The sequence below is a fragment of the Propionivibrio sp. genome, from assembly GCF_047602565.1.
Taxonomy (GTDB): domain Bacteria; phylum Pseudomonadota; class Gammaproteobacteria; order Burkholderiales; family Rhodocyclaceae; genus Propionivibrio.
Window position 1 is genome coordinate 4,456,482 of sequence record NZ_JASGGX010000001.1, and the last position, 22,200, is coordinate 4,478,681.

The window sequence follows — 22,200 nt, forward strand, 5'->3', positions numbered from 1 at the left end:
ACGGCCTCCAAAAACCGCCTCGCCCAAGGCGCGACGGATCGTTCCCGAAGCGGCGGCCATCCCCCGCAGTGCCGGCCGAACGCATGAAAATATGGTTTTTTTGATGCGTATGAACAGAAATTAATTTCTATTTGTCGGCCGGCAAAGAATGTTCTGTCCAGCCGTGAAACGAAATAGGAGTCTTCTGAAAGCTGATAGCCGGTATCACGATATCTGATTGGACGTCCCGTTGCGGACCTCCTACCATCCGCTTGCGTCATTCATAACGCACCAATCAACAGCCGGAGGGAAGGAACCATGAAAGGAATTGCAAAGACTGTATTGGCCGCGGTCCTCGCCGTCGGCCTCGCCGGAGCGTCGCAGGCGCAGACGGCGTCGAAGAAGCTGGTCGTCTGACTGCCCGCATCCGCTGGTGTTCATCGAGCCGATCGTCAAGAAGTTCGAAGCCACCACGGGCATCCAGACCGAAGTCGTCGCCGCCGGCACCGGCGAACTCCTCAAGCGCATCGAGGCCGAGTCGTCCAATCCGCTCGGCGATGTGATGTGGGGCGGCACGCTGTCGGTGCTCGATCCGTCGAAGAAGTTCTTCGAGGCCTACCGTTCGCCGGAAGCGTCCGCCCTGGTTGACGAGGCCAAGGTCGCCGACGACAAGATGACCGGCTTCACGCTGGTGCCCAGCGTGATCATGGTCAACACCAAGCTGATCGGCAACATCAAGGTCGAGGGCTACCAGGACCTGCTCAACCCGGCGCTGAAAGGCAAGATCGCCTTCGCCGATCCGTCCAAGTCGTCCTCGTCGTTCGAGCACATCGTCAACATGCTCTACGCCATGGGCAAGGGCGATCCGGAGAAGGGCTGGGGCTACGTGCAGGATCTGGCCAAGAACCTCGGCGGCAAGCTGCTGTCCGGGTCGTCGGCGGTCTACAAGGGCGTGGCCGACGGCGAGTACACGGTCGGCCTGACCTTCGAGGAAGGCGCGGCGACCTACGTCAAGTCCAAGGCGCCGGTGAAGATCGTCTACATGAGTGAGGGCGTCATCTCCAAGGCCGACGGCACGGCGATCATCAAGGGCGCCAAGAACCTGGAGAACGCCAAGAAGTTCATCGACTTCGTGTCCAGCAAGGAGACGCAGACGATGATCGCCGCGGATCTCAACCGCCGTTCGGTGCGCAAGGACGTGCCGCCCGGAGAGGGCCTGCTGCCGTTGTCCAAGATCAAGCTGATCCAGGACAACACCGAGGTGGTGAACAAGAGCAAGCGCCAGTGGCTCGAAAAGTTCAAGGACATCTACACCAGTCTTTGAGACAGGCAGACGATGGCGGCGGGTGAGGGCCGCCGCCGTCCGTACCAGCACGCCGGGTGGGGCGCCGCCTCGCCCGGACAGAACACAGGGGTCAATCCGTGAGCGTGTCCATCCATGTACAGAACGTGGTCAAGCAGTACGGCCCGGTAACGATCATTCCCGACCTGTCGGTCGATATCGACAACGGCGAGTTCTTCACGCTGCTCGGCCCGTCCGGCTGCGGCAAGACGACGCTGCTGCGGATGATCGCCGGGTTCAACAGCATCGAGGCCGGCACCATCCGCTTCGACGAGCAGATCATCAACGCGATCCCGGCGCACAAGCGCAACATCGGGATGGTGTTCCAGAACTACGCGATCTTTCCGCACCTGACGGTACGCAAGAACGTCGAATACGGCCTGCAGTTCCGCGACCTGCCCAGGGACGAGTGCGCGCGGCGGGTCAACGAGATCCTCAAGACCGTGCGCATCGAGGAGTACCAGGACCGGCTGCCCGAACGTCTGTCCGGTGGCCAGCAGCAGCGCGTGGCGCTGGCGCGGGCCATCGTCGTGCATCCGAGCGTGCTGCTGATGGACGAGCCGCTGTCGAACCTCGACGCCAAGCTGCGCGTGGAGATGCGCGGCGCCATCCGCGATATCCAGAAAAAGGTCGGCATCACCACGGTGTACGTGACGCACGACCAGGAAGAGGCGCTGTGCATCTCGGACCGCATCGCCGTCATGCGCGAGGGCGTGATCCAGCAGATCGACGCGCCGCAGGCCATCTACGCGCGGCCGGCGAACACCTTCGTGGCCACCTTCATCGGCCATTCCAACCTGTTCCGGACCACGCTGGCGGGGCAGGAACTGCGCTTCTCGCCGGACTACGCGGTGGACATGGGCGGGCGGGTGCGCGCCGGCGCGGCGGACCTGGCGGCCGTCACCGGCGTGCGGCCGGAGGAGTTCGTGCTGGCGCCGGCCGGCCGGGGCTTGTCCGCGCGCGTGGTCAAGACCACCTTCCTGGGGCGCTACGTCAATTACGAGCTCGAATTCACCGGCGCGGCGCTGCTGCCCGACCAGGCGTCGATCGAGTTCTCGCAGGACATCGGCACCGCCCGCACGGTGTTCCAGCCCGGCGACGCGCTGGGCCTCGAAGTCAATCCCGAGAAAATCAACGTCTTCGCCGAGGACGGCCGCAGCCTGATGCAGGGAGTGGGATCATGAAAGCGGCGCGCACTCCGCGCGACTTCTGGTTCTGGACGACGCTGTGCATCGCCGGGCTGTTCGCCATTTTCCTGGTCTACCCGCTGTTCTCGCTGTTCGCCAGCAGCTTCGTCGATCCGGACGGCGGCGGCTTCACGCTGGCGCACTACGCCCAGTTCTTCAAGAAGCGGTACTACTACCGCGCCCTGCTCAACAGCATGAGCGTGACCGCCTGCGTCACCGTGCTGGCCGTGCTGATCGGCGCGCCGATGGCCTACCTCACCTCGGCGTTCAACATCCGGGGCAAGCGCTTCATCGACGTGCTGATCATCGTCTCGATGCTTTCGCCGCCGTTCATCGGCGCCTACTCGTGGATTCTCCTCGGCGGGCGCAGCGGGGTGATCACCACCTTCCTGAACGACTACCTGGGCATCGGCATGCCGACCATCTACGGCTTCGGCGGCATCCTGCTGGTGCTCACGCTCAAGCTCTATCCGTTCATCTACCTGTACGTCTCCGGCGCGCTGAAGAGCATCGACGTGTCGCTGAGCGAGGCCGCCGAGAGCCTGGGTTGCGACCCGCTGCGCAAGGTGTTCACCATCGTCCTGCCGCTGATCACGCCGACCGTGCTGGCCGGCGCGCTGCTGGTGTTCATGAACGCGCTGGCCGACTTCGGCACGCCGATGCTGATCGGCGAGGGCTTCGTGGTGATGCCGGTGCTGATCTACTCGGAATTCGTCAGCGAGATGGGCGGCCAAGCCAACTTCGCGGCGGCGCTGGCGGCGATCATGGTGGTGCTCACCTGCCTGATCTTTCTCGGCCAGAAGTACGTGGTCAACCGCAAGTCGTTCACCATGAGCGCGCTGCGGCCGATGAAGCCGACCACCCTGGCGCCGCTGCCCAGCGCGCTGGCGCACGGCTTCGTCTACGTCCTGGTGTTCCTGTCGATCGTGCCGCAGCTGACCGTGGTGTATACCTCGTTCATGAAGGTCAACGGCGTGGTCTTCGTGCCGGGCTTCTCGCTCGACAGCTACCGCATCATCTTCGACAAGCTCGGCACCGCGATCACCAACACCTACCTGTTCGGACTGGCGGCCATCGCCGTCATCGTGCTGCTCGGCATGTTCATCGCCTACCTGTCGACGCGGCGGAAGAACCTGGTCACCTCGATCATCGACACCTTCACCATGTTCCCGTACATCATTCCCGGCTCGGTGCTCGGGATCACGCTGCTGCTCGCCTTCAACAAGCCGCCGCTGGTCCTCTCCGGCACGGCGACGATCATCATCCTGGCCTTCGTGGTGCGCCGCCTGCCGTACACGCTGCGTTCGAGCGCGGCGATCCTGTACCAGATCAGCCCGAGCGTCGAGGAAGCCTCGATCAGCCTGGGCTGCTCGCCGATGAAGACCTTTTTCAAGGTGACGGCGATCATGATGCTGCCCGGCGTGATGGCCGGCGCGATCCTGAGCTGGATCACGGTGATCAACGAGCTGAGCGCCTCGGTGATCCTGTACACCGGCGGCACGCGCACCATGTCGGTGTCGATCTATACCGAGGTCATCCGGGCCAGCTACGGCACGGCGGCGGCGCTGTCGTCGATCCTGACGCTGACCACCATCGTCTCGCTGATGATCTTCTTCAAGATCACCGGCAGCAAGGATCTGGCGCTATGACGGCGAATGGAGAAGGCATGGCGGGTTTCGCCGGCTGCGTGCTGGTCTCGGACCTCGACGGCACGCTGATCGGCGCGGGGCATCGCGTCTCGGACGAGAACGTCGCCGCGATCCGGGCGTTCGTCGCCGCCGGCGGCCGCTTCCTCGGCGCGACCGGGCGCACCGAGCTCAACGTCGGTCCCTACACGACGGGGATTCCGCTGTCGTCGCCGTGGATTCTGTACAACGGCGCGGCGATCTACGACTGGGCCAGCCGCCGCTTCCTGTACAAGGCGCCGCTCGACCGCCAGCTCGCCGAGGCGTTCACGCGCCGGGCGATGGCGCACCGGCCGGCGGTCAACATCCAGGTGTACTGCGGCGGGCCGTTCTGCCAGGTCAACCCCGGCGCGCCGTCGGACATCACCGCCGTGCGCGAGGGACAGGCCTTCGAGAACAAGCCGATGGAGGCGATCGCCGACGACTGGCTGAAGGTGCTGTTCTGCTCCGATGCGCCGGACGAGCTCGACGCCGTCGAGGCGCTGTTCGAAGCCGACCCGCTGCGCGCCCGGGCGCACAAGATGCGTTCCGGCCCGCGTTATTTCGAGCTCACCGCCACCGGCGTCAACAAGGGTTCGGCGTTGGCCCGGCTGCGCACGCTGCTCGAACCGGCGCCGACCTGCGTGGTGGCGATCGGCGATTACATCAACGACATCGAGATGCTCCAGGAGGCGGACATCGCGGCGGCGCCGGAGAGCGCCCTCGATGCGGTCAAGCGGCACGCCAGCATCGTCACCGCCTGCCACACGCGCAGCGCCATCGCCGATCTGCTGCGCCGGCTCGGCGGATCGGAACGGTGCGGCGGGGGCTAGAGTGAGTTCGCCGGATGATCGCATGAATGCTGTGCTCATCAATTCCTCCCCCTTCAAGGGGGAGGTTGGGAGGGGGATGGGGTGTTCTGGGACCGGCGGATTACGCCGGTTTGCCCGTCATCCAAACCCCATCCCCACCCCGGCCCTCCCCTTGAAGGGGAGGGAGAGGATGCGCTGTGCCGCGCGCGGCGGCCTGCTGGTGCTGGCCGCCGCCTTGCTGTTCGTCGGCGGCGACGCGGCGGCGCAGGCGCGGCGGCTCAACGTGGTCTGCTCGGTGCAGATCGAATGGTGCGAACTGATCAGCCGGGCCTACCAGAACGCCACCGGCGTGCGCATGGCGGTGATCCATCGCAGCAGCATCGACGCGCTTTCCATGCTGCTGGCCGAGCGACAGAAGCCGCGCACCGACGTCTGGTTCGGCGGCACCGGCGATCCGCACCTGCAGGCGGCCGAGCAGGGGCTGACCCTGGAATATCGCTCGCCGGTCTTCGACGACCTGCAGCCGTGGGCGCAGGCGCAGGCGCGCCGGGGTGCCTACCGCACCGTCGGGCTGTATACCGGCGTGCTCGGCATCGCCTACAGCCCGGAGCAGCTGCGCCGCCTCGGCGGGCCGCCGCCGCGCTGCTGGCGCGATCTGCTGCAGCCGCGCTTCGAGCGGCAGGTGATGATGGGCAACCCGACCTCGTCCGGCACCGGCTACCTGATCCTCTCCGCGCTGACCCAGCTGTTCGGCGAGGACGCGGCGATCGGCTATATGAAGGGCCTGCACCGCAACATCGCGCAGTATTCGCACGGCGGGCGGGGCAGCATCGAGAACATGGTGCGCGGCGAGGTGGCCGTGGCGATCGGCTTCCTGCACGATGCGATCACCGCCCGCGAGCGCGGCGCCCGGCTGGAGTTCGTGCTGCCCTGCGAGGGCACGCCGGCGGAGATCGGTTCGCTGTCGCTGATCGCCGGCGCGGCGAATCCGCACGAGGCCGTGCAGTTCTACGAGTGGGCGCTGAGTCCCGAGGCGCAGCTGCTGGCGCGCCAGGCCAGCGCCTTCCAGTGGCCGTCCAACCGCCAGGTGCCGGTCGATCCGCGCATGCCGCCGGCTGAGGATCTGGAGAAAGTCATCGCCTACGATCATCTCCGCTTCGGCTCCAGCGAGGTGAGAAAGCGCCTGCTGACGCGCTGGATCAACGAAGTCAACGTGCCGGACAACGAGTGACGCGGGGCGGACGCGACATGACGACAAGCACCGGCGCCCCCCGCTTCGTCCGCTTCGCCGGCACGGCCGCGCTGTGCGGCGCCGGCGCGGCGCGGGCCGCCGCCGGGCTGCATCAGGCGACAGTCGACAGCGTGCCGGAGATGCTCGCCGCGTTCGGCGTGCTGCGCGGCATCGGCGAGGCGGCGGTGGCCGCCGGCTTCGTGCTCTGGCTGGTGCCGCTGCTGCTGCGCGGGAAGGCGGCGGGGCTGGCGTCGCTGCGCGTGGCCGGGGCGCTGTGCTGGGTGTTCGGCGCCGCGTCCACGCTGTTCGGCGCGTTGCCCGACCTGTGGCGGGCGTCGCTGGCCGACGTCGGGGTGTACGCCGTGCCGGCGGGCCTCTTCCTGCTGTCGCTGCTGGCCCTGTCGCTGGCGCTCGGCGCGGCGGACGAGGACGGCGACGCCCGCTGGGGCGCGGCCCGGGCGAAACCGGGCTTCGCTTTGGCGACGAGCGGCTGGCTGGCCTTCCTGATCGTGTTCGTCGCGGTGCCGATCGCCTGCGCCTGGAGCCTGGCCTGGAGCCGCGGCGCGGGCGGCGCGCCGGGCATCGGCAGCCTGCTCGGTTCGCGCTACTGGAGCCTCGGCTGTGTGACGGGGCGGGGCGCCTGCGGCTCCGCCGTCAATTCGATCGCGCTGGGCATCGCCGTGTCGGCGATCGCCGGCCTGCTCGGCAGCGCCCTGGCGCTCTACGTGCACCGCGCCGGTCCGGCGGTCCGGCGGGGCGTGGCCGTGCTGGCCTGCCTGCCGATGATCACGCCGCCGTTCCTGGTCGGCTTCGGGCTGGCGCAGGTGTTCGGCAAGGCCGGCATCGCCAGTGTGGCCTTCGAGGCGATCTTCGGCACGGCCGCCTCGCGCTGGTTCTTCGGCGGCTGGGGCGTCCTCATCGCGCAGGTGCTGGTGTTCTTCCCACTGGCCTATTTCATGGTGCTCAACGCGCTCGACGCGCTCGGCCGCGCGCAGATCGACGCGGCCAAGTTCCTCGGCGCCTCGGACGGCGGCGTGCTGCGCACCGTGGCGCTGCCGGCGCTGCGCGATCCGCTGGCCGTGGCGGTGCTGGTGATCTTCGTCGAAACCCTGTCCGACGTGGGCAATCCGCTGCTCATCGGCGGCCGGCTGCGGGTGTTGTCCACGGAACTGTTCTACGGCAGCAGCGGCGAACTGGCCGCCGGGGAGATGGCCGGCGCGCCGGCGCTGCTGATCGTCGCCATCGCCCTCGGCATGACCCTGCTCAAGGGCTATCTGGCTTCCCGCGCCGGACCGGCCGGCGCGCTGCCGGCCGACGTGGCAGGCGGCCGCTGCGAGCTGCCGGCGGCGCTGCGCTGGACCTGCGGCGGCATGCTCGGCGCGACGATCGTCCTGCTCGTCCTGGTCTACGCCATGATCGGCATCGGCGCGTTCTCGGAAGGCGGCAAGGTCGGCGCGCCGCTCACGCTCGACAATTTCGCGCGCGGCTTCGGCATCGAAACGGGCGACGGCGGCCTGCGCTTCACCGGCTCGGGCTGGGAATCGTTCGCCGCGAGCCTGCTGTGCGCCTTCCTCGTCGCGCCCGTGGGCAGCGCCGTGGGCATGCTCATGGTGTGGATTCTCGGCCGCGTCGGCGCGCCGGCGGCGCGGCTGGTCGACGGCGTTTCGTCGTGCCTGCTGTCGATCCCCAGCGTGGTGATCGGCGCCGGCTTCATGCTGGCCTTCGGCGGGCTCGGGCTGTCCAACGCCGGCGCCTGGGCGATGATCCTGCTCGCCATGCTGATCCGCAACCTGGCCGCCTGCCTGCGTTTCGGCAGCGTCGCGCTGCGCCGGGTCGAGCGGGCGCAGCTGGAAATGTCCGGCCTGTTCGGCGCCGGCTCGCTGACCACCTTCCGCCGCGTGGTGGCGCCCGCGCTGCGCCCGGTGTTCCTGGTCTGCGCGGCCTACGGCTTCGTGCGCTCGATGACCATGCTGGGTTCGGTCCTGCTGCTGTCCTCGGCGGAAAACCAGGTGGCGACCACCTACATGATCGACCGCATCGGCATCGGCGAATTCGGCGTGGGCATGGCCTACGGCGTGGTGCTGGCCGGCGGCATCGCCGGCGTGCTGGGCGCCGGCGCGCTGCTCGTCTCGCGCTCGGTGCGCCGGAGCGCGCCGGGCGGCTGGCGGGCGGCGCTGAGCGACCTCAAGGCGGCGGTGGTCATCGCGCAGAAGGGAGGAGTGAGGGGATGATCCGAGGCGATTGGTCCGCCGCGCGGCGCGGCCGCATTTTTCCGGGAGCGCTGCGATGCTGGTGCTGAAACGTTCGTCGATCGAGGCCCGCGGTGTGTCGCTGTCGTACGGGCAGAAACGCATTCTGTCCGAGGTCGACCTGCGCATCGGCTCGGGCGAGTTCTTCTGCCTGCTCGGACCGTCCGGCGCCGGCAAGACCTCCTTCCTGCGCGTGGTCGCCGGGCTGGAGACGCCGGACGCCGGCGAACTGCTGATCGACGGCGAGCCGGTGACCGCCAAGCCGCCGCAGAAGCGCGGCGTCGGCATGGTCTTCCAGGGGCTCGGCCTGTGGCCGCACATGACGGTGGCCGACACCGTGGCCTACGGCCTGGTGCGGCGCAGGCTGCCGGCGGCGCAGGCGCGCGCCAAGGTCGACTTCATGCTCGGGCTGGTCGGGCTCGCCGATTACGCCGGCAAGTACCCCGGCGAGCTGTCCGGCGGGCAGCAGCAGAAGGTGGCGCTGGCGCGCGCGCTGGTGGTCGAGCCGCGCATCCTGCTGCTCGACCAGCCGATGTCGGCGATCGACCCGGCGTTCCGCGCGCACCTGTGGAACGACATCCAGAGCCTGCAGCGGGAGCTGGGCATCACCACCATCATGGTCACGCACGATCCCGAGGAGGCGCTGGCCGTGGCCGACCGCATCGCGGTGATCCGCGACGGGCGGGTGCAGCAGATCGGCTCGCCGTCGGCGCTCTACGACTATCCGTCGGATGCGTTCGTGGCCGGTTCGGTCGGCACCGCCAACCTGATCTCCGGGCAGGTGAGCGAAGACGAGGGCGGCGGCCTGCGCTTCGACTCGCCGGCCACCGGGCCGGTGCCGCTGTTCGAGCGCCTGCACGCGCCGGCGGCGGGCGCGGCGTGCGCCTGCTTCCGCCCGGCGGCGGTGCGTCTCGCCCCCTATGACAGCGCCGTGCGCGGCGGCGATTGCGTGTGGATGCCCGGGCGCATCCTGCGCAGCGAATTCCGCGGCGGCCATTTGCGCTACAGTGTCGGCGTCGAGGGCGAAACCGTGGTGTGCGACCAGCCGCACCGCAAGGCCGCCCTGCCGATGCCAGCGGGGAGCGAGGTTCTCCTGGGAGTGGAAATCAGCCAGATCCGGTTCATCAATGTGTGAGCGCGCGCGTTCCTGCCAAAGCCATCGCCGCTCCCCTCTCCCTCCCCTTCAAGGGGAGGGCCGGGGTGGGGATGGGGTAGGGGGCTGCGCCAATTCCGCGCCCTCTCCGCGCCGGCAACCCCATCCCCCACCCATCCTCCCCCTTGAAGGGGGAGGGGCCGGGGTGGATCAGGCGGGAGGCGCGTGGACATCCTGAAAATCCGCTCCTTCGTCACCGTGGCCCGGCTGGGCAACGTCACGCGCGCCTCGGAAACCCTGCACGTGACGCAGCCGGCGGTAACGGGCCACATCAAGGCGATGGAGCAGGAGCTCGGCGTCGCGCTGTTCCAGCGCTCGCCCGGCCGCATCGAGCTGACCCGCGCCGGCGCCGCGCTGCTGCCGGACGCCGAGAAGGTGCTCGCCGATTTCAACGCGCTGCTCAGCCACGCCAAGAGCATCAAGGGCGAGGTGACCGGCTGCCTCAATTTCGCGCTGGTCGACGACGTGGAATTCCTGCGCATCGGGAATTTCATCCGCGGCCTGCGCGCGGCGTTTCCGCTGCTGCAGCTGAAGACCACGCAGTGTTCGTCCGAGGAGGTGATCGAGCGCGTGCTGTCGTCGCGCTGCGACGCGGGCTTCTGCATCGTCGATCCGCTGCCGCCGGAGCTGTCGGCGGTGCGCCTGCGCACCGTCAACTACGTGGTGCTGGCGCCGGCCGCGCTGGCCGCGGCGGCGGGCAAGGCGGGCTGGCGCGACCTGGCGGCGCTGCCGTGGATTTCGCCGCCGCCGGGCAGCCACGTGCGCGCCATCCAGGACGCGATGTTCGCGCAGCAGGGCGTGACGCCGAACGTGGCCATCGAGTGCGACCACCTGTCGGCGATCGAGGGCATGGCGCGCTCCGGCCTCGGGCTGGCGCTGATCCGCGAGGACGTGGCCACCTCGCTGGCGGCGGGCGGCGACCATTTCATCTGGCCGCACGTCAATCTCGCCAGCCAGCTGGTGTTCGTCTTCCGCGTCGGCGAGGAGTCGAACCCGGCGACGATCGGCATGATCTCGGTTTTGGAAAAGTGCTGGGAGTAGGGCGCCGCGTCCGCCGCTACGCCAGATGCGTGACCTGTCCGCTGTTCCAGCGCGCGATGAACGCGCCGAATTCGGCCGAGGGCAGCGGCCGGCTGATCAGATAGCCCTGGACCTCGTGGCATCCCAGGCTTTGCAGGATCTCCATCTGCTTCCGGCTTTCCACGCCCTCGGCGATCACCGCCAGCTGCAAGGTCTTGCCCAGCTGGATGATGGCGCGGACGATGCCCAGGTCGCCCGAATCCTCGAGGTCGCGCACGAACGACTGGTCGATCTTCAGCTTCTCCACCTTGAACTGCTTGAGGTAGCTCAGGCTCGAATAGCCCGTGCCGAAATCGTCGATGGACAGCTTGATGCCCAGCGTCCTCAGTTTCTCGATGGTGTCGAGCGAGTGGGCGACGTCGTCGAGCAGGCCGGATTCGGTGAATTCGAGTTCGAGGTATTCGGGCGGGAAGTCGCACCGGTCGAGCGTGCGCCGCACGGTGCTGAACAGGTCGCTGTGATTGAACTGCTGGGCGGACACGTTGACCGCGATGACGAACGGCGGCAGCCCGGCATCGAACCAGCGCTTCCCCTGGCGGCACGCTTGTTCGAGCACCCATTCGCCCAGGGGCGCGATCAGGCCCGATTCCTCGGCCAGCGAGATGAAGCGCAGCGGCGGCACGGCGCCCAGTTCCGGGTGCGTCCAGCGGCATAGCACCTCGGCGCCGATCAGCGCGCCGGTGGCGAGGTTGACCTGCGGCTGGAAGACGACGTGCAGCTCCTCGTTGTGCAGGGCGTTGCTCAGGCAGGCCCGCAGCTTGAGCTTGTCCAGCACGTTGACGTTCATTTCCTCGCTGAATATCCGCCACGCATTCTTGCCGGAGTTCTTCGCGGCGTACATGGCCGAGTCGGCATTCTTCAGCAGGGTGTCGAAATCCTGTCCATGCAGCGGGAAGCAGGCGATGCCGACGCTGGCGGAAATGCCGATCGGATGGCCGGCGATGTCGAACGGCGACGACAGGTCCGCGAGAATGCCGGCGGTGATCCTTTCCAGGGCCTCCGTGTCCCGGATGCCGGGCAGGATGATCATGAACTCGTCGCCGCCCTGGCGCGAGATGGTGTCCGTTTCCCGCACGTGGCCCTTCAGCCGCTCGACCACCGACAGCAACAGCTGGTCGCCGACCAGGTGGCCGAAGGTGTCGTTGACGTACTTGAAGCTGTCCAGGTCGATGTACAGCATGGCGATGCCGCTCCTGTCGCGCGCGGCGGCGGCCTGGGCCTGCGCGAAGCGGTCGCGGGTCAGGACGCGGTTGGGCAGGCGGGTCAGCGGATCGTGGTGGGCGAGGAATTCGATGCGCTCCTCGGCCATCTTGCGCTCGGAGATGTCGGAGAAAATGGCGATGTGGTTGATGATTTCGCCCGCGTCGTTGCGCACCAGACTGATGCTGAACCATTTGGGCTTGATCTCGCCGTCCTTGCAGCGGTTCCACAGCTCGCCCCGCCAGCGGCCGACCGTCACCAGCTCCTGCCACATCCTTTCGTAGAACGCCCGGTCGTGGCGGCCCGAAGCCAGGTAGCCGGGATTCTTGCCGAGCACGTCGTCCTCGCTGTAGCCGGTGATCTGGGTGAACGCGCGATTCACCGCGACGATGCGGTTGTGGCGGTCGGTGATGGTGATGCCTTCGAGGCTGTGCTCGAACATCGTTGCGTACAGCCTGAGCTTCTCGTTGAGCACGCGCTGGAAATGGAGTTCGTGTTCCTGCGCGAGGGAGGTCCTCAGCCGGGACACCAGGTCGTTCATGTCCGTCACCAGGCGGCCGAGTTCATCGGACTCGTGCCCGCGCGGGGTGGTCAGCGTGTCGGCCGAGCCGGCTTCGAGCGTGTGCAGGCGGTCCGAGATATCCTTGACCGGACGCACGACGATGAAGGAGACGACTACGGCGATGACCCCGACGATCCCGGTGGCCAGGAGAAAGAGGATCAGCGCCACGTGGCGGACGTTGTCGGCCACGTCGTCGCGGATCACGTCCCAGTCCGGCTCCAGCCGTATCTCGCCGATCTTCTCTTCCGGGTCGAAGGGCGAGTACAGCGCCTGCAGGATGGCCGGCTTGTCTTCGCCGGCGGCCGGGTGCCTGCCGCGGCGCTCGCCGGCCGCCAGCGGCACGCCGTAGGCGGCGATGCTGATGCGATGGACGGAACTGTGCTTGGTGAATGCCTCCACCGTTTCCTGGGCCAGCGTCGCGTCCCTGGCGAAGCAGGCGATGCTGGCCATGGCGCTCATCGATTCGATCAGTTCATGCAGCTGTTCCCGCGATTGCTGCTCGACGTGGCGCTGCGTGATGACCAGCGTGATCAGGATGAAGAAGGCGGAAACCAGCACCGCCGCCGCGCCGACCACGAGCAGGGTGTTGCGCAGCAGGCTGCGGCCCTTGCCGGCCTGCCTGGTGATCGCCCTGATGAGTCGCATCATCCCGAACCTCCGTATCCGATGCCGTCAGGGGAGGGTGAACACGATCCGCACGCGCCCGGCCTCGACGTGGCGGCGGTCGACGTAGCCGATGGCATTGCGGCTGGTGGCCACGGCCTGGATGACTTCCTGAGTGTCGCCGGCCTGCACCGGCGGCGAGGTGCTGCCCGCGAAAACCAGGCGCGACCAGTACGCCGCCATCTGGTTCAGGTCCCTGTTGACCAGGCCGCGGTAGAACAGCTCCTTGTCCGGGTTGCCGGTGGGCAGGTCGAACGGCCTGGCGCGCAGCCCGTTGGGAAATTCGCGGTGATTGCCCAGAAAGATGTTGATCACCTGCGAGCGGGTCAGCTGGTCAACGCCGCTTTGCGGGTTGACGATGACCACCAGTTCGCCGCGCGCCGGCCACGGCAGGCCGAGCAGCGCGGCGCAGAGAAGCGTTCCGGCCCAGGCGTGAAGGAGGCGTTTGCGCATGATGTCAGAACACGAAATCGAGCGACAAACTGAATACCTTGGCCTGGCCGTCACCGCCGGACGTGCCGTCCTCGAACAGGAGCGTCGAGGACTTGCTGCCGTGGATGAAATCGACCTGGGCCTTGAGGTCCATGTTGCGCGCGCAGTCCCAGCGCACGCCCAGCGTCCCGGTGTGGCGGTGCAGGTGCGACGACGCCATGGCCTGCGCGATGGCCGCGTTGATCGGCGCGAACGCCGGATTCGGCAGCCCGCTGTCGAGCGTCTTCCTGGAAGACTTCACCCGGGTGTAGCCGGCGAACGGCGTGACGTCGCCGAAGCGCCGCGCGACGAGCACGGTCGCCGCGTGCAGGCCTTCCATCAGCGTCGATTCCTGGATGATGCGATTGAGCGCGGCCTGGACTTGCCAGTGGCCGTCGTCGTAGGTCATGCCGAACGAATGGTAGCGGACGGCGGCATCCTTGAAGGTCAGGGCGTCCGCGGCCGCAGTGGCGCCGAGCTGGACCAGGGTGCGGCGCAGGGGCTCCGCTCCCGGCACGTTTTCCGACAGCCGGGCATGCGCGTAGATGTAGCGCAGTTGCCAATGGCCCCAGTCGTAGCCGAGCGTGCCGCGCAGCAGGCGGGAGCCGTCGAGATCGTAGGGCGGGATGTCGCCGCTGGCCTTGCCGGCGAGCGCCTCCAGGCGCAGCGTGCCTTCCCCCAGCGGCCAGCGCAGCCGCGCATCCACGCCGTCGGACGAGCCGAACGGAATGAGGCCGTAGAAATCGATGGGCGGACGCACCGGCAGGTAGGAATACCCTACCTGGCGCGAATCGGCCTGCATGAGGAATTCGGTCCCCACGCGCCCGAAACGCAGGGCGAGGCGCGGCGTGACGTCGTATTTCAGGAAGGCCCACGTCAACTTCGGGGTGTACGACCCGTCGTCGCGTAGGAAGGTCACGCCCTGGACCACGGCTTCCAGCGCGTCGTCGAAACGGTAGCCCGCCTGCAGGCCGAGCAGCGAATCGTTGCGCGCGGACCACGTGTCCGAAATTCCCTTGGGTTGGGAAATGTCGCGCAAAGGCCGGTCGGCGCCGCCCGTGGTGCGCGCGACGCCCAGGGTGCCGAATCCGCCGTATGAAAACCGCGCGGCATCCAGATCGTCGCTGTTGTCGGCCCGGGAGATTCCGCCACCCAGCATGACCACGAACAGGAGCCGCCCGCACCAGCGCGGGAGTCCCGTGCCGGGTCTGCGGGCGGCGAAGCGGGTCGATGACGATGTATGCATGCGCGGCTGGCCAGGGCGAAACCTTGTCACCGTAACGGAAGAAGTGCCTGGATTTTGAGGGCTTCAAACGCGGAGGAAAGGAAATAATTCCTCCCGCACCGGCCCGGAGGCATCGGACGGCTGGCCATCGTTGTCGGGAACGGCAGGAAAACGGTTGCACATCAAGCACATACGCTTGCTGCCAAGCGTCGCGGGCGCATTCTGCCGGAATGTAAAAAAGCATATTCCCGATATGTCATCGTCGCGGCGGAGCGATTGGCGCGGCACGGCCCGCGTCATCCGATCAAGGCCACCGCCTTGATCCGTGCCCAGATGTCCATGCCTTCCCGCACGCCGAGCGCCGCGACGGAGCGCTTGGTCAGGCGGGCGATCAGCGGCGAGCGGCCGACGTCCAGCCGGACCAGCGCCATCGCCGGATGAGTGTCGTCGGCCACGGCGACGACCTTCGCCGGCAGCGCGTTGAGGATGCTGCTGTCCTCGCCCTTGCTGTGCGCCAGGCTCACGTCGCGGGCGAGCACGCGCACGCGCACGCGATGGCCGATCGGCTGGCCGTTGTCGCGCACCCACAGGCTGCCGCCGGGAAAATCCACGCGCACCAGGTGCCACGCCGCGTCGCGTTCGGCGATGGCGGCGTCGATCACCGCGCCGGCGTCCTCGCCGAGCTGGATCGGCAGGTCGAGCCGGGCGAGCGTCTCGCCCAGCGGTCCGGCGGCCAGCGCCCGGCCGCCCTGCAGCACGACCAGATGGTCGGCCAGCCGGGCGACCTCGTCGGGCGCGTGGCTGACGTACAGGATGGGGATTTCCAGCTCGTCGTGCAGCTTTTCCAGATAGGGCAGGATTTCCTGCTTGCGCTGATGGTCGAGCGCCGCCAGCGGCTCATCCATCAGCAGCAGGCGCGGGCTGGTAAGCAGGGCGCGGGCCACGGCCACGCGGCTTTTCTCGCCGCCGGACAGCTTTTCCGGAAGGCGGTCGAGTAGGGCGCCGATGCCCAGCAGCTCGATCGCCGCGTCGGGCGACACGCGCCGCTCCGCCGCGGCGACCCGGCGGCGCCCGTAGCCGAGGTTGTCGCGCACCGAAAGATGGGGAAACAGCGCGGCGTCCTGGAACACGTAGCCGAGCGGGCGGCGGTGCGTCGGCAGGAAGACGCGCTGAGCGTCGTCCTGCCAGATTTCGCCGTTGACCTCCAGGCGGCCGCGCGCGGCGCGTTCGAGCCCGGCGATCGCGCGCAGGCAGGTGGTCTTGCCCGACCCGGAATGGCCGAACAGCGCCGTGATGCCTTGTCCCGGCAGGTCGAGATCGACGTCGAGCGCGAAGCCGGGCCAGGTTAGTGCGAAACGCGCGCGGATGCTCATGCCGGCCGCTCCCGCCGGGCGATGTTGAGCGCCAGCAGCACGACGAAGGAGAAGAGCAGCATGCCGCCGGCCAGCCAGTGCGCGTTGGCGTATTCCATCGCCTCGACGTGGTTGTAGATGGCCATCGACAGCACCTGCGTCCGGCCGGGGATGTTGCCGCCGATCATCAGCACCACGCCGAACTCGCCGACGGTATGGGCGAAGCCGAGGATGGCAGCGGTGACGAAGCCGGGCCGGGCCAGCGGCAGCGCGACGCTGAAGAAGGCGTCGAGCGGCGAGGCGCGCAGCGTGGCAGCGGCCTCGAGCGGCCGGGTGCCGATGGCGTCGAACGCCTGCTGCAGCGGCTGCACGACGAACGGCACCGAGTACACCATCGACGCGACGACCAGGCCGGGAAAGGTAAACGGCAGCAGCCCCAAGCCGAGCGCCTGGGTCAGCTGCCCGAGCGGCCCCTGTGGACCGAGCGTCACCAGCAGGTAGAAGCCGAGCACGGTCGGCGGCAGGATCAGCGGCAGCGTGACCAGCGCGCCGACGACGCCTTTGAACGGACTGCGGCTGCGCGCCAGCCACCAGGCGATCGGCGTGCCGACGATCAGCAGCAACACGGTGGTCAGCGTGGCCAGTTTGACGGTCAGCCAGACGGCGTCGAGGTCGGATGGATGCATGCGGCGGCGCGGGAAGGCGGGAAACTGGGAATCATAACCGAACCCGCCCGCAAAACCATTTCCGTCTAAGGGTGTTGCGGGTCCGCGGGAGGCGGCCAGCATTCCGCCGGATCGTGGCGCAGGCGATGGATGAAACAGGCGATCGCCTCATCCTGCCGGGAAAGCGCGAAGAACTGGCGGCCGACCGGCGACCAGTCGTCGCAGCATCCCAGCGGCTCGTAATCCTTGAAGACGACCCGGTAGCCCGCCTCGCCTGCCGTGGCGTCACTCACGCCTATTTCCAGGATGGCGCGGGAGCGATAGAGAACATTCACCTTGCCCGTGGCGGCCAGGTAGCGCTCGACGTCCTGCGGAGTCAGATCGCCGGTTTCGGTTTCCTTCAGTCGGGTAATCATTTTGCGGATGCTTTCTCGTGGGAACCGTGCTTTTTGCTTCGCGCCATGACGGCCGGCGGAGCGATTGTCGCCCCAGGCCCGGGCGGAGGGCAAGGCGGCGCGCCGGGTTGCAGCGGCGTCGGCAAAAACCGGATGCAAGCGGCGGGACTTTCCACTAGATTGCATGGACGACGTGATGCCGGCGTCGAACGGGCAACGGACAAAGGGAGAACGTGCATGGACGCATTGCGCAAGCTCGGTTGGGTCGGCGGTCTGGCTGGGGTGGCGCTCTGCCTCGCCAGCGTGGTGGCGCGCCTGGCGGGCGCCTACTGGATCGGCGGCTTCCAGACGGGAACGCTGCTGCAGGCGGGAATCGCGGCCATGGTTTTCGGCTGCTTCTGTTTCCTCGCCGCGCTGACGCACGGGCGATAACCGGGGCGGGCAGGCAAAAAAAAGTCCCCGCAAAGCGGGGACTTTTGGGCAGCGCCGGCGAGGCGTTGAAGCCTGCCAAGGGGTAGGTTTAGCCCCCGGCGCCCATGAGGGCGAGGACGACGCCGCCGGCGACGACGGAGGCGACTTGTCCGGCGGCGTTGGCGCCCATGGCGTGCATGAGCAGGAAGTTATCGAAGTTTTCCTGCTGGGCGACGCGCTGGCAGACGCGGGCGGCCATCGGGAAGGCGCTGATGCCGGCCGCCCCGATGATCGGATTCACCTTGCCGCCGGTGACCACGTTGAGCGCCTTGGCGAACAGCACCCCGGCCGCGCAGTCCACCCCGAAGGCCAGGAGGCCGAGGATCAGGATGAACAGCGTCTGGGTCTTCAGGAAGTCCGTGCCGACCATCGTCGAGCCGATCGCCAGCCCCAGGAACAGCGTCACCATGTTGGCGATCTCGTTCGAGGAGGCCTTGGTCAGCCGTTCGACCGCGCCGGATTCCTTCATCAGGTTGCCCAGCATCAGCATGCCGATCAAGGGCGTGGCGAACGGCACCAGCGTGCCGACCATCACCGTGACGATGATCGGGAACATGATGCGCGTGCGCTGGCTGATCTTGCGCGAGCTGTACGGCATGCGGATCGCCCGTTCTTCCTTGGACGTCAGCGCGAAGATCACCGGCGGCATGATGATCGGCACCAGCGACATGTAGCTGTACGCCGCCACCGTGATGGGCCCGAGCATGTGCGGGGCGAGAATCCCCGACACGTAGATCGAGGTCGGCCCGTCGATCGCGCCGATGATCCCGATCGAGGCCGCTTCGTTCTGCGTGAAGCCGAGCAGGAGCGCCAGGATCAGCGTCATGAAGATGCCGAACTGCCCCGCCGCGCCGAGCAGCACGAACTTGGGGTTCTCCAGGAGCGGCCCGAAGTCGGTCAAGGCGCCGATGCCGACGAAGATGAGCAGCGGGTACAGCTCGTTCTCGACCCCCACTTCGTACAGGATCTTGAGCATCCCGTGCTCGTCCATCAGCGGCGACAGCGGCAGGTTGGCCAACAGGCAGCCGGCGCCGATCGGCAGCAGCAGGAGCGGCTCGTAGTCCTTGACGATGGCGAGGTAGAACAGCACGAAGGAAACCAGGATCATCACCACCGACTGCCAGGTGACGCCGTTGATCCCCTTCATCAACAGGCCGATCGTTTCTTGATCGATCATGGCTCACTCCTCCTTGAACTTGAGGAGCGGCGTGCCATGGTCCACGGACTGTCCGGCGGCCACATAGACGTCGGCAATGGTGCCGGCCTGCGCGGCGCCGATCATGTTGTGCATCTTCATCGCGTCGAGAATGGCCACCTGCTGGCCGCGGGTGACCACGTCGCCGGCCTTGACGTTGACTTCGAGGATCACGCCGGGCATCGGCGCGGTCTGGGTGCCCTTGCCGCCGCCGCCCGCCGGCTTGCGGGCCGGGGCCGGGGCGGCGGACGCCGCTGCCGGGGCGCTGGCCGCCGCCGGGGCGGCCGCCGGCCGCGGCGCGGCAGCCTTGCGCGGCGCCGCCGCCGGCGCGGCATTGGGCGTCAGCCCCGGCGCGATGACGGCGCCGTTGAGGCTTTCGTCGCCGGTCAGGCTGACCTGGTAGGTGTCGTCCCCGACCACGACTTCGAAGTTGTCGGCGTCGATTTCCTGCACGTTGACGACGAATTCACGGTCACTGATGTTCAAGGTATAGCGTCGCATTATCTTCCTCTTGGCTGCCAGTTGTTGGTTTGCCGCGCACGGCCCGTGGCCAGCCAGCGGCTGGCGAAGATCTGGCTCCCCGGCCAGACGGTGCGCACCAGCGGCGCCGCCTGGCGCCGCATGCTCTTGCGGTGGGTGTGGGTGGCCACCAGGATCGCCGCCACCAGGTCGGCCGGCATACCGTTCACCGTCGGCCGTTCGGGCGTCTGCGCCCCCACGGCGTCGTCGGCGATCGCGGCGATGCGTTCGGCTTCGACCGTGGCTTCCTGCGGGCTGATCTCTTCTTCCGGCTCGTCTTCCTTGTCCAGCTTCAAGACGATCGTCAGCAGCAGCCAGAGCAGGGCCAGCAGGGCAAACACCAGCCCCATGCCGAGCACCGTCATTTCCAAGCCCCATCCTAGGTGTTCCATGGCAACCTCGTCTCTGTCGTTTTGGGTTGATCAATCATGTCCGGTCCCTTTCTACTCAGACCGGCGACAGGCCGTGTTTCTTGGACGGGTTCTGCTGCACCTTGGTGCGCAGGATTTCCAGCGCACGCGCGAGCCGCGGCCGCGTTTCGCGCGGTTCGATGACTTCGTCGATCTGGCCGACGTCGGCCGCCCGGTAGGGGTTGAAGAAGCGTTCGCGGTATTCGGCGAGCAGTTCCTGTTCGCGCGCCTTGGGGTCCGCCGCTTTCTTGATCTCGTCGCGGAACAGGATGTTCACCGCGCCTTCGGCGCCCATCACGGCGATCTGGCCGGTCGGCCAGGCGAAGGTGACGTCGGTGCGCATCTGCCGCGAGCTCATGGCGACGTAGGCGCCGCCCATGGCTTTCCGCGTGACGAGGGAGACCTTCGGCACGGTGGCTTCGCAGTAGGCGTAGATGATCTTGGCGCCGTGCCGGATGACCCCGCCGTATTCCTGGCCGGTGCCGGGCAAAAAGCCCGGGCAGTCGATGAAGGTGACGATGGGCACGTTGAAGGCGTCGCACAGCCTAATGAAGCGGGCGATCTTGTCGGAGGCGTCGATGTTGAGCGCGCCGGACATGTAGCAGGGCTGGTTGGCGACGATGCCGACCGAGTAGCCGTCCATGCGCGCGAAGCCGATGACGGCGTTGGCGGCGTAGTTGGGCTGGATTTCGAGGAAGCTTTCGACGTCGAAGATGGCGTTGATCGCGTCGCGGATGTCGTACGGGGTGTTGTCGCCGTCCGGGATCAGGCCGTTGAGCGTCTCGTCCATGCGCCCGACCGGGTCTTCGGAGATGAGCTGCGGCGGTTCTTCGTTGTTGTTCTGCGGCAGGTAGGCGAGCAGCGCCTTGACCAGCGCGATGCCGTCTTCCTCGGTGTCGGCGTCGAGGTGGGCGACGCCGCTCTTGCCGGTGTGCACTTCGGCGCCGCCGAGTTCTTCGACGGTGACCTGTTCGCCGGTCACCGCCTTGATCACTTCGGGGCCGGTGAGGAACATGTAGCCCTGTCCAGCCATGATGATGAAGTCGGTGAGCGCCGGGGAGTACACGGCACCGCCCGCGCAGGGGCCGAGGATCAGGGAGATCTGCGGCACCACGCCGGAGGCGAGCACGTTGCGCACGAACACTTCGCCGTAGGCGGCGAGGCTCCGTACGCCTTCCTGGATGCGCGCGCCGCCCGAGTCGCCAAGGCCGATCACCGGGATGCCGGCTTCGAGCGCCATGTCCTGGATGCGGCAGATCTTCTGCGACTGCACGTGCGAGAACGAGCCGCCCATCACCGTGAAGTCCTGCGAGAACACCGCCACCCGCCGGCCGTTGATCTTGCCGAACCCGGTGACCACGCCGTCCCCCGGGAAGCGCTGCTTGTCCAGCCCGAAGGTGCTGAATTCGTGCGTCGCCAACGCCCCGAACTCCTGGAACGACCCGTCGTCCAGCAGCAGCCCCAGCCGCTCCCGCGCCGTCAGCTTCCCGCGCTCGTGCTGCTGGTCAATCCGCTTCTGCCCTCCACCCAGTACCGCGCGCGAACGCAGCTCACGCAATACCTCCAGGCTTCTCTCTGTCTTCCCTTCTGTCGTCATCTTTACTCCCAGTAAAAATCAGGTTCCCGCGCGCGATATCGTTCAGCGATATGAAGTTGCAAAAACCCGAACAAAAAAACTAGGATTGCCGAAACGGGTGGGGCCATGCGCGCCGCCCGTTGTCCACGCGGCAAATCAAAGTCTGCCATTCTAATTCAACCGCGACCCGGATGTAAGTGATTTATGCTCAAGATGTTGTCTGTTCGCTGCAAGAACCCGTGTTTTCGCAACACGATGACGATAGGAAGAGATGCCTCCGCGTTTTCGGCGTGCACTTGCGGAGGTGCTGGCCCGGAGGTGGAAACGATGGAAGAAATGGCGGCGGCATCGATTGTGCGTGAACGACGGAGGCGGGGGCCGTGACGGACTCCGGCGAACGGCGCGCCGCGCCTGCCGGCAGGGCGATGCGGGCGGTCGCCGGAGTCTGCGGCTTCGCCGCGGTCGCCCTCGGCGCGTTCGGGGCGCATGCCCTGAAACCAACCTTGACGGCGTTGGCGACGGCCGAAACCTGGCATACCGCCTCGCTTTACCATCTGGTGCATGCGGCGGTGCTGGCGTGCATCGCGCTGGCGCGGCCGGCGGCGCGGGCGAGTTTCTGGCTGCTCGCCGCGGGCACCGTCGTGTTCTGCGGTTCGTTGTATGCCTTCGCGCTGACTGGGTTCAAGAGCCTGGCCATGCTCGCCCCGGTCGGCGGCGCCGGCCTGCTGGCGGGGTGGCTCTGCCTGGCCTGCCACGGGCGCGGCAAGGTCGATGAGGATGCCCGATCGTGATAAATTCG

Annotated in this window: 20 protein-coding genes; 10 read left to right on the forward strand and 10 right to left on the reverse strand. The window is 67.6% G+C overall.

All coding sequences use genetic code 11. The features are described 5' to 3' along the window. Positions 1-412 precede the first annotated feature (412 nt). The 8 genes from QM701_RS21075 (at position 413) to QM701_RS21110 (ending at position 10,658) form a co-directional block, all read left to right on the forward strand. Positions 413-1,303: an ABC transporter substrate-binding protein gene (locus tag QM701_RS21075; protein WP_415168955.1), complete on the forward strand. Its 891-nt coding sequence runs from the start codon at positions 413-415 to the stop codon at positions 1,301-1,303. A 98-nt stretch (positions 1,304-1,401) separates the two neighbouring features. After that, a complete protein-coding gene (locus QM701_RS21080) occupies positions 1,402-2,505 on the forward strand; it encodes an ABC transporter ATP-binding protein (RefSeq protein ID WP_415168956.1) in 1,104 nt (367 codons plus the stop codon). Next, on the forward strand, positions 2,502-4,157 hold the full coding sequence (locus QM701_RS21085; RefSeq protein ID WP_415168957.1) for an ABC transporter permease: 1,656 nt from the start codon (positions 2,502-2,504) through the stop codon (positions 4,155-4,157). Before QM701_RS21080 ends, QM701_RS21085 begins: the two co-directional genes overlap by 4 nt. A gap of 17 nt (positions 4,158-4,174) precedes the next feature. Then, positions 4,175-5,005: an HAD family hydrolase gene (locus QM701_RS21090; protein ID WP_415168958.1), complete on the forward strand. Its 831-nt coding sequence runs from the start codon at positions 4,175-4,177 to the stop codon at positions 5,003-5,005. A gap of 169 nt (positions 5,006-5,174) precedes the next feature. Then, entirely contained in the window at positions 5,175-6,215 is a 1,041-nt protein-coding gene (locus QM701_RS21095; protein WP_415168959.1) for an ABC transporter substrate-binding protein, read from the forward strand. 17 nt (positions 6,216-6,232) lie between these two features. After that, complete coding sequence (locus QM701_RS21100) at positions 6,233-8,446, forward strand: ABC transporter permease (protein WP_415168960.1); 2,214 nt, start codon at positions 6,233-6,235, stop codon at positions 8,444-8,446. A 55-nt stretch (positions 8,447-8,501) separates the two neighbouring features. Beyond that, entirely contained in the window at positions 8,502-9,599 is a 1,098-nt protein-coding gene (locus QM701_RS21105; RefSeq protein WP_415168961.1) for an ABC transporter ATP-binding protein, read from the forward strand. Positions 9,600-9,782: 183 nt separating this feature from the next. Continuing rightward, positions 9,783-10,658, forward strand: coding sequence for a LysR family transcriptional regulator (locus tag QM701_RS21110; RefSeq protein ID WP_415168962.1), 876 nt, complete (start codon positions 9,783-9,785; stop codon positions 10,656-10,658). A 16-nt stretch (positions 10,659-10,674) separates the two neighbouring features. Here QM701_RS21110 and QM701_RS21115 read toward each other — a convergent pair whose 3' ends face one another. The 6 genes from QM701_RS21115 to QM701_RS21140 form a co-directional block, all read right to left on the reverse strand. After that, entirely contained in the window at positions 10,675-13,107 is a 2,433-nt protein-coding gene (locus QM701_RS21115; RefSeq protein ID WP_415168963.1) for a putative bifunctional diguanylate cyclase/phosphodiesterase, read from the reverse strand. Positions 13,108-13,131: 24 nt separating this feature from the next. Further along, positions 13,132-13,575 (reverse strand): hypothetical protein, encoded by a 444-nt coding sequence (locus QM701_RS21120; RefSeq protein ID WP_415168964.1) that lies wholly within the window; start codon positions 13,573-13,575, stop codon positions 13,132-13,134. Positions 13,576-13,579: 4 nt separating this feature from the next. After that, positions 13,580-14,839: a hypothetical protein gene (locus QM701_RS21125; RefSeq protein ID WP_415168965.1), complete on the reverse strand. Its 1,260-nt coding sequence runs from the start codon at positions 14,837-14,839 to the stop codon at positions 13,580-13,582. Between the two features lie 275 nt (positions 14,840-15,114). Further along, a complete protein-coding gene (gene modC, locus QM701_RS21130; protein WP_415168966.1) occupies positions 15,115-16,191 on the reverse strand; it encodes a molybdenum ABC transporter ATP-binding protein in 1,077 nt (358 codons plus the stop codon). Beyond that, positions 16,188-16,856: a molybdate ABC transporter permease subunit gene (gene modB, locus QM701_RS21135; protein WP_415168967.1), complete on the reverse strand. Its 669-nt coding sequence runs from the start codon at positions 16,854-16,856 to the stop codon at positions 16,188-16,190. Before modB ends, modC begins: the two co-directional genes overlap by 4 nt. Positions 16,857-16,921: 65 nt before the next feature. Beyond that, positions 16,922-17,251, reverse strand: a complete 330-nt coding sequence (locus tag QM701_RS21140) for a hypothetical protein (RefSeq protein WP_415168968.1) — start codon at positions 17,249-17,251, stop codon at positions 16,922-16,924. Positions 17,252-17,467: 216 nt separating this feature from the next. Between QM701_RS21140 and QM701_RS21145 the strand changes: the two genes are divergently transcribed. Next, on the forward strand, positions 17,468-17,662 hold the full coding sequence (locus QM701_RS21145; RefSeq protein WP_415168969.1) for a hypothetical protein: 195 nt from the start codon (positions 17,468-17,470) through the stop codon (positions 17,660-17,662). An 88-nt stretch (positions 17,663-17,750) separates the two neighbouring features. Here QM701_RS21145 and QM701_RS21150 read toward each other — a convergent pair whose 3' ends face one another. Genes QM701_RS21150 through QM701_RS21165 form a run of 4 tightly spaced genes read right to left on the reverse strand, consistent with a single transcriptional unit; the run spans position 17,751 to position 21,422 of the window. Then, entirely contained in the window at positions 17,751-18,878 is a 1,128-nt protein-coding gene (locus QM701_RS21150; protein ID WP_415168158.1) for a sodium ion-translocating decarboxylase subunit beta, read from the reverse strand. Positions 18,879-18,881: 3 nt separating this feature from the next. After that, positions 18,882-19,382 carry a biotin/lipoyl-containing protein gene (locus QM701_RS21155; RefSeq protein WP_415168970.1) on the reverse strand — a complete coding sequence of 167 codons (501 nt, stop codon included), beginning with the start codon at positions 19,380-19,382 and terminating at the stop codon, positions 18,882-18,884. A 14-nt stretch (positions 19,383-19,396) separates the two neighbouring features. After that, positions 19,397-19,807: an OadG family transporter subunit gene (locus QM701_RS21160; protein ID WP_415168156.1), complete on the reverse strand. Its 411-nt coding sequence runs from the start codon at positions 19,805-19,807 to the stop codon at positions 19,397-19,399. Positions 19,808-19,862: 55 nt separating this feature from the next. Further along, a complete protein-coding gene (locus tag QM701_RS21165; protein ID WP_415168971.1) occupies positions 19,863-21,422 on the reverse strand; it encodes an acyl-CoA carboxylase subunit beta in 1,560 nt (519 codons plus the stop codon). 359 nt (positions 21,423-21,781) lie between these two features. Here QM701_RS21165 and QM701_RS21170 point away from each other — a divergent pair, with 359 nt between their 5' ends. Beyond that, entirely contained in the window at positions 21,782-22,192 is a 411-nt protein-coding gene (locus QM701_RS21170) for a DUF423 domain-containing protein (RefSeq protein WP_415168972.1), read from the forward strand. The last annotated feature ends 8 nt before the right edge of the window (positions 22,193-22,200 follow it).

Coding starts and splice junctions, on each gene's coding strand:
- QM701_RS21095 (WP_415168959.1), top strand. CDS start 5,175: ATGCGCTGTGCCGCGCGCGGCGGCCTGCTGGTGCTGGCCGCCGCCTTG.
- modC (WP_415168966.1), bottom strand. CDS start 16,191: ATGAGCATCCGCGCGCGTTTCGCACTAACCTGGCCCGGCTTCGCGCTC.
- modB (WP_415168967.1), bottom strand. CDS start 16,856: ATGCATCCATCCGACCTCGACGCCGTCTGGCTGACCGTCAAACTGGCC.
- QM701_RS21105 (WP_415168961.1), top strand. CDS start 8,502: ATGCTGGTGCTGAAACGTTCGTCGATCGAGGCCCGCGGTGTGTCGCTG.
- QM701_RS21120 (WP_415168964.1), bottom strand. CDS start 13,575: ATGCGCAAACGCCTCCTTCACGCCTGGGCCGGAACGCTTCTCTGCGCC.
- QM701_RS21085 (WP_415168957.1), top strand. CDS start 2,502: ATGAAAGCGGCGCGCACTCCGCGCGACTTCTGGTTCTGGACGACGCTG.
- QM701_RS21090 (WP_415168958.1), top strand. CDS start 4,175: ATGGCGGGTTTCGCCGGCTGCGTGCTGGTCTCGGACCTCGACGGCACG.
- QM701_RS21145 (WP_415168969.1), top strand. CDS start 17,468: ATGGACGCATTGCGCAAGCTCGGTTGGGTCGGCGGTCTGGCTGGGGTG.
- QM701_RS21115 (WP_415168963.1), bottom strand. CDS start 13,107: ATGATGCGACTCATCAGGGCGATCACCAGGCAGGCCGGCAAGGGCCGC.
- QM701_RS21160 (WP_415168156.1), bottom strand. CDS start 19,807: ATGGAACACCTAGGATGGGGCTTGGAAATGACGGTGCTCGGCATGGGG.
- QM701_RS21125 (WP_415168965.1), bottom strand. CDS start 14,839: ATGCATACATCGTCATCGACCCGCTTCGCCGCCCGCAGACCCGGCACG.
- QM701_RS21165 (WP_415168971.1), bottom strand. CDS start 21,422: ATGACGACAGAAGGGAAGACAGAGAGAAGCCTGGAGGTATTGCGTGAG.
- QM701_RS21140 (WP_415168968.1), bottom strand. CDS start 17,251: ATGATTACCCGACTGAAGGAAACCGAAACCGGCGATCTGACTCCGCAG.
- QM701_RS21100 (WP_415168960.1), top strand. CDS start 6,233: ATGACGACAAGCACCGGCGCCCCCCGCTTCGTCCGCTTCGCCGGCACG.
- QM701_RS21150 (WP_415168158.1), bottom strand. CDS start 18,878: ATGATCGATCAAGAAACGATCGGCCTGTTGATGAAGGGGATCAACGGC.